Below are 6,361 nucleotides of genomic sequence, written 5' to 3' on the forward strand. Positions count from 1 at the left end.
GGTGGTGAGCGGCCGCACCACGCCGCTGCCTGCGGGCGCGGGCCCGATCATGCCCGCCGGACCGCCCGTCACCATCGCGCCCGTGATCGACTTCGACATCGCTCCCGCCGCCACGCCCGCCCCCGCGCCCGCGCGCAAGCAGGGCGCTGCCGCCGCTCCCGTGGCGGCGAGCGAGCCTGTCACGGGCACCGGCTCGGTCAGGCCCGAATATGCCCGCGCCGGGCAATGGAAGGCCCGGCCGGGCCCCGGGACCGCACCTGCCGACTGAGGCGGGAGGCCATGGTTAAGCCTCTCGAAACCCTGTTGCCACACCAAGCCTTAGCAGCGGAGCGCTAGAGGTTTGTGACCTGCCGGCGCAATCTTGTTGCGCAGGCCAACAAGCAGGAAGCGCTCATGTCCGTCCGGTTCGCATCGACCAATCACCCTGCCCGTCGTCTTGGCTGGCGCGCCGCACGGCGCGGGCTGATCGCCCCGGTGCTCGCCCGGGCGGCGAACGACAACCGGCGCCCCGGCTGCGACCCCGCCCCGGCCGTGGCCGGTTTCGATCCGCTGCTCGCCGACGCGCTGCGGCACTTCGCGGTTCACGGGCTTGCCGCCGCCGAAGCCGCAGTCGATCTCGCGGCCGAGGCGCGTGCGCGCGGCGATGCCAATGCGAAAGACCGGTGGATCGCGATCACGCAGATGTTCGACCGCAGGCTGGCGGCGCACGCGGGGCTGGCGTTGGAGCCGGCCTGACCGGCTACGCCCTTTCCCGAGCGCCGCTTCCCTTACGGCAGCTGCGCTACGGCGTTTCCCTGATGGGTCAGTCTGTGTGACTATTGCAATTGCGAACTGTTTGCAAAGATAGTTGCTGCGTGCGACCTTTTGACGGTTGCAATCCCCTTTTCAGCGGCCTACCGCGCCTCATGTAACGGGTGCCCGGTCGCTTGGGACGGGGGCCGGCACCAGCGCCTTGCCCGCAAGGCGCGCAGCCCAGCTTCGTCCCGAGGATCAGGGAAGGAAGTCCGAACAATGGCCCGCAAGAAGATCGCCCTCGTCGGCGCCGGCAATATCGGCGGCACGCTCGCACACCTCGCAGCACTGAAGGGCCTTGGCGACATCGTCCTGTTCGACGTGGCCGAGGGCATTCCGCAGGGCAAGGCGCTGGACCTCTCGCAGTGCGGCCCGGTCGAGGGCTTTGACGCTTCGATCACCGGCTCGAACGACTATGCCGACATCGCGGGCGCTGACGTCGTGATCGTCACCGCGGGCGTCGCGCGCAAGCCCGGTATGAGCCGCGACGACCTGCTCGGCATTAACCTCAAGGTGATGAAGGCGGTCGGCGAAGGCATTGCGGCCAACTGCCCCGATGCTTTCGTGATCTGCATCACCAACCCGCTCGATGCGATGGTGTGGGCGCTGCGCGAATTTTCGGGCCTGCCGGCGAACAAGGTCGTCGGCATGGCGGGCGTCTTGGACTCGGCGCGCTTCGCGACCTTCCTCGCGTGGGAATTCGGCGTCAGCGTCAAGGACGTGAACGCCTTCGTGCTCGGTGGCCACGGCGACACCATGGTGCCGGTGCTGTCCTACTCGACCATCAACGGCATCCCCGTGAAGGACATGGCCAAGATCAAGGGCATCTCCGAAGCGCGCCTCGGCGAAATCGTCCAGCGCACCCGTTCGGGCGGCGGCGAGATCGTCGCCCTACTCAAGACCGGCTCGGCCTTCTATGCCCCCGCCACCAGCGCCATCGCGATGGCCGAAGCCTACCTCTACGACCAGAAGCGCATCCTCCCCTGCGCGGTGCAGGTTGACGGCAAGTACGGCGTCGACGGGCTCTATGTCGGCGTGCCGGTGGTGATCGGCGCGGGCGGTGCGGAAGAGGTGATCGAGATCAACCTCACCGACGAAGAGAAGGCCAACCTTCAGGTCAGCGTCGATGCGGTCAAGGAACTGCTCGAAGCGTGCAAGGCGCTGGATGGCTCGCTTGCGTAAGGAGGCTTAGCCTGTGAGCTACGACCTGATGGTTTTCGATCCTGCGGCTGCTCCCCCGGAGCGTCCGGCCTTCGTTGAATGGTATCGTGAACAAGCCGAATGGTCGGAAGGTCACAGCTATGACGACCCGGCTAATACCACACCGGCGCTCGCCGCATGGTATGAGGAAATTAGAGAACTCTATCCGAACATGAACGGTCCTGGCGCCGTAACAGACGAAGAGTTGATGAAGCCGGGCGTAGAGGAACGTCTAACCGATTACAGCATCGGAAATCACGTAATCTACGTGGCATTCCGGTGGACGCAGGCAGAAGAAGCCTACCCCGTGGTTCGCAGCCTCGCCGTTAAATACGGCGTCGGTTTCTATGACGTCAGCGGCGATGAGGGTGACGGCGAAATTTATTTTCCCGGACAAGAACTAAGGCCTGAGTCGCAGGGCGCTTGGCGAGAGATTTCGAAGCAATTCAAGGAATTGGATAACCAATGAGCATCCTCGTAAACAAAGACACCAAGGTCATTACCCAGGGGATGACCGGCAACACCGGCACCTTCCACACCCAGGCCGCGCTCGATTACGGGACGCAGATGGTCGCGGGCGTGACGCCGGGCAAGGGCGGCACCACGCATATCGGCCTGCCGCAGTATGACACCGTGCGCGAAGCCAAGGCCGCGACCGGCGCGACCGCTTCGTGCATCTACGTCCCGCCGCCGTTCGCCGCCGACGCGATCTGCGAAGCCATCGATGCCGAGATCGAGCTGATCATCTGCATCACCGAGGGCATCCCGGTGCTCGACATGGTCCGCGCCAAGCGTGCGCTCGCGGGCTCCAAGTCGCGCCTGATCGGCCCCAACTGCCCCGGCGTGCTGACGCCCAACGAGTGCAAGATCGGCATCATGCCGGCCAACATCTTCAAGAAGGGCTCGGTCGGCATCGTCTCGCGTTCGGGCACGCTCACCTATGAAGCCGTGCACCAGACCACCATGGCGGGCCTCGGCCAGACCACGGCTGTCGGCATCGGCGGCGACCCGGTCAACGGCACCAACTTCATCGACGTGCTCGACCTGTTCCTCGACGATCCGGAAACGGAATCGATCATCATGATCGGCGAAATCGGCGGCTCGGCGGAAGAAGAAGCCGCCGCCTTCATCAAGGCCGAGGCCGCCAAGGGCCGCAAGAAGCCGATGGTCGGCTTCATCGCCGGGCGCACCGCCCCTCCGGGCCGCCGCATGGGCCACGCGGGCGCGATCGTCTCGGGCGGCCAGGGCGGCGCGGAAGACAAGATCGCGGCGATGGAGGATGCGGGCATCCGCGTCTCGCCCTCGCCCTCGCTGCTCGGCGAGACGCTGGCCGCGATGCTGAAAGAAAACGCCTGAGTTAACGACTACCGCCCCCTCGCCGCGTAGCGAGGGGGCATCCTTCCTCCTCACGTTTTTCTCCTCCCCGGGAGTCCCATCATGGGCAACGAACCGCAGAACTTCATCCCCGCCTTCACCGATCAGGAAGGCCCGCAGCCCGGCCCCTCGTGGGCGAAGCGCGGCTGGCTCGACACGCTCGCGGACAGCGGCGCGGACCTCACCGCAGCGATGGACCCGACCGAGATGAAGCTCGCGGTCAAGCAGGCCGCGAAGGATGCGGGCAAGCCGACCGATCCCAAGGCGGTCGAGAAGGCCGCCGCACTCTCCATCGCGGCGATGACGCTGGTGCGCCTCTACCGCGTGCGCGGGCACATGGCCGCGGACCTCGATCCGCTCGGCCTCAGCAACCGCGAGGGCCCGGCTGACCTCACGCTCGAATGGCACGGCCTTGCGGGCAAGGAGAACGAGGACGTCTATGTCGGCGGCGTGCTCGGCATGGAGTGGACCACGGTCGGCAAGCTCCACCAGCGCCTGCGCGAAGTGTACTGCGGCAAGGTCGGCCTGGAATACATGCACATCGCCGACACCGAGGAACGCCGCTTCCTCCAGGACAAGTTCGAAAGCCCGGGCGAGACGATCCAGTTCACGCCCGAAGGCAAGAAGGCGATCCTCGCCGCGGTGCTGCGCGGGGAAGGCTACGAGGAATTCCTCGCCAAGAAGTATGTCGGCACCAAGCGCTTCGGCCTCGATGGCGGCGAATCCATGATCCCGGCGCTCGAGGCCGTGATCAAGCACGGCGGCAGCGCGGGCGTGCGCGAGATCATCTACGGCATGGCCCACCGCGGCCGGTTGAACGTGCTCGCCAACGTGATGGCCAAGCCCTACCGCGTGATCTTCCACGAATTCTCGGGCGGCTCGGCCAACCCCGACGATGTCGGCGGCTCGGGCGACGTGAAGTATCACCTCGGCACCTCGACCGACCGCGAGTTCGACGGGATCTCGGTGCACATGAGCCTCGTGCCCAACCCCTCGCACCTCGAGACGGTGAACCCCGTGGTGCTCGGCAAGACCCGCGCGCAGCAGGCGATCCGCGATGATCTCAAGAAGAAGGACCAGGTGCTCCCCGTGCTGATCCACGGCGATGCGGCCTTCGCCGGCCAGGGCGTGGTGTGGGAGAGCCTGTCGCTCTCGGGCGTCCCCGGCTACGACACCGGCGGCTGCATCCACTTCATCATCAACAACCAGATCGGCTTTACGACGTCGCCCAAGTTCGCAAGGTCTTCACCTTACCCCAGCGACGTTGCCAAGGGTGTGATGGCGCCGATCCTGCACGTCAACGGCGACGATCCCGAAGCGGTGACCTTCGCCTGCAAGCTCGCGGTCGAATATCGCCAGACCTTCCACCGCGATGTCGTGATCGACATGTGGTGCTATCGCCGCTTCGGCCACAACGAGGGGGACGAGCCCAAGTTCACCCAGCCGGTGATGTATGATCGCATCCGCGCCCACCCCAAGGTCAGTGTCGCCTACGAAGCGCGCCTGATCCGCGAGGGCGTGGTCGAACCCGGCACCCGCGACAAGATCGCCGCCGATTTCACCGCGCTGCTCGAAGAGGAGTTCGAGGCCGGCAAGAGCTACAAGCCCAACGAGGCCGACTGGTTCGGCGGCCGCTGGGCCGGGCTCAACAAGCCTGCCGACCCGGAAACCGCGCGCCGCTCGGTCGAGACCGCGATCGAGCCCAAGGTGTTCGACGCGCTCGGCCGGGTGCTGACCGAAGTGCCCGCCGATCTCGAGGTCCACAAGACCCTCGACCGCGTGCTCACCGCCAAGCGCGAGATGTTCGCGACGGGCGAGGGTTTCGACTGGGCGACCGCAGAGGCGCTCGCCTTCGGCAGCCTCGTCATGGAAGGCTACGGGGTGCGCCTCTCGGGGCAGGACTCCGGCCGCGGCACCTTCTCGCAGCGCCATGCGGTGTGGGTCGACCAGAAGTCGGAACGCAAATACGTGCCGCTCAGCACCCTGCCCCATGGCAAGTTCGAAGTGCATGACAGCACGCTCTCCGAATACGGCGTGCTCGGCTTCGAATATGGCTTCGCGATGGCCGACCCCAAGAGCCTCGTGCTGTGGGAGGCCCAGTTCGGCGATTTCGCCAACGGCGCGCAGATCATGATCGACCAGTACATCGCCAGCGGCGAGAGCAAGTGGCTGCGCGCCAACGGCCTCGTGATGCTGCTGCCGCACGGCTATGAAGGTCAGGGGCCGGAGCACTCCTCGGCGCGGCTCGAGCGCTTCCTGCAGCTGTGCGCCGACGACAACATGTGCGTGTGCAACATCACCACCCCGGCGAACTACTTCCACGTGCTGCGCCGCCAGATGCTGCGGTCTTTCCGCAAGCCGCTCGTCATCATGAGCCCCAAGTCGCTGCTGCGCCACCCGATGGCGAAATCGAGCCGCGATTCCTTCCTCGGCGACCGGCAGTTCCGGCGCATCCTCTCCGATCCCACCGAGATCGCGGATGACAAGGTGCGGCGTCTGGTGCTGTGCTCGGGCAAGGTCGCCTATGATCTGATCGAAGCGCGCGATGCCGCCGGGCTGGAGGACGTCTCGATCGTCCGCATCGAGCAGCTCTTCCCCTTCCCCGGCGATCCACTGGCACTTCGCCTCGGTCGCATGACCAACCTCAAGGAGGTCGTCTGGTGCCAGGAAGAGCCGCGCAACAACGGCGCGTGGTTCTTCGTCAACGAGCGGATCGAGGATTCGCTCACCAAGGCGGGTCATGCGGGGATGCGGCCGAGCTATGCCGGACGCGACGCCGCCGCCTCGCCCGCGACCGGCCTTGCCAGCCGCCACAAGGCCCAGCAGGAGGCGCTCATCGCCGCCGCGCTGGGGCTATAAGCGGCCCGCCCTTTTTCACACGAGATTGAATCACGTTTCAGGAACCCATCCCAATGGCCACCGAAATCAAAGTCCCCGTGCTCGGCGAATCCGTCACCGAAGGCACGATTGCCGAATGGCTCAAGCAGCCCGGTGA

General features: G+C 66.0%; 5 protein-coding genes and 1 pseudogene. All 6 read left to right on the forward strand.

Translation table 11 applies throughout. From position 1 onward, the window contains the following. Positions 1-268, forward strand: a pseudogene (locus AX692_RS20290) (hypothetical protein); the annotation flags it as partial. Between the two features lie 125 nt (positions 269-393). Further along, on the forward strand, positions 394-735 hold the full coding sequence (locus AX692_RS16025; RefSeq protein ID WP_155644982.1) for a hypothetical protein: 342 nt from the start codon (positions 394-396) through the stop codon (positions 733-735). A gap of 276 nt (positions 736-1,011) precedes the next feature. Continuing rightward, a complete protein-coding gene (mdh, locus tag AX692_RS16030) occupies positions 1,012-1,974 on the forward strand; it encodes a malate dehydrogenase (RefSeq protein ID WP_073975484.1) in 963 nt (320 codons plus the stop codon). 13 nt (positions 1,975-1,987) lie between these two features. After that, a complete protein-coding gene (locus AX692_RS16035) occupies positions 1,988-2,461 on the forward strand; it encodes a hypothetical protein (RefSeq protein ID WP_073975485.1) in 474 nt (157 codons plus the stop codon). Then, positions 2,458-3,348, forward strand: a complete 891-nt coding sequence (gene sucD, locus AX692_RS16040; RefSeq protein WP_066529861.1) for a succinate--CoA ligase subunit alpha — start codon at positions 2,458-2,460, stop codon at positions 3,346-3,348. Before AX692_RS16035 ends, sucD begins: the two co-directional genes overlap by 4 nt. Before the next feature lie 81 nt (positions 3,349-3,429). Beyond that, on the forward strand, positions 3,430-6,225 hold the full coding sequence (locus tag AX692_RS16045) for a 2-oxoglutarate dehydrogenase E1 component (protein WP_073975486.1): 2,796 nt from the start codon (positions 3,430-3,432) through the stop codon (positions 6,223-6,225). The last annotated feature ends 136 nt before the right edge of the window (positions 6,226-6,361 follow it).

The sequence above is a fragment of the Erythrobacter donghaensis genome, assembly GCF_001557325.1.
Classification (GTDB): domain Bacteria; phylum Pseudomonadota; class Alphaproteobacteria; order Sphingomonadales; family Sphingomonadaceae; genus Erythrobacter; species Erythrobacter donghaensis_B.

Excerpts from the sequence above, each read along its gene's own strand:
- AX692_RS16025 (WP_155644982.1), top strand. The coding sequence starts at position 394 with ATGTCCGTCCGGTTCGCATCGACCAATCACCCTGCCCGTCGTCTTGGC.
- mdh (WP_073975484.1), top strand. The coding sequence starts at position 1,012 with ATGGCCCGCAAGAAGATCGCCCTCGTCGGCGCCGGCAATATCGGCGGC.
- sucD (WP_066529861.1), top strand. The coding sequence starts at position 2,458 with ATGAGCATCCTCGTAAACAAAGACACCAAGGTCATTACCCAGGGGATG.
- AX692_RS16045 (WP_073975486.1), top strand. The coding sequence starts at position 3,430 with ATGGGCAACGAACCGCAGAACTTCATCCCCGCCTTCACCGATCAGGAA.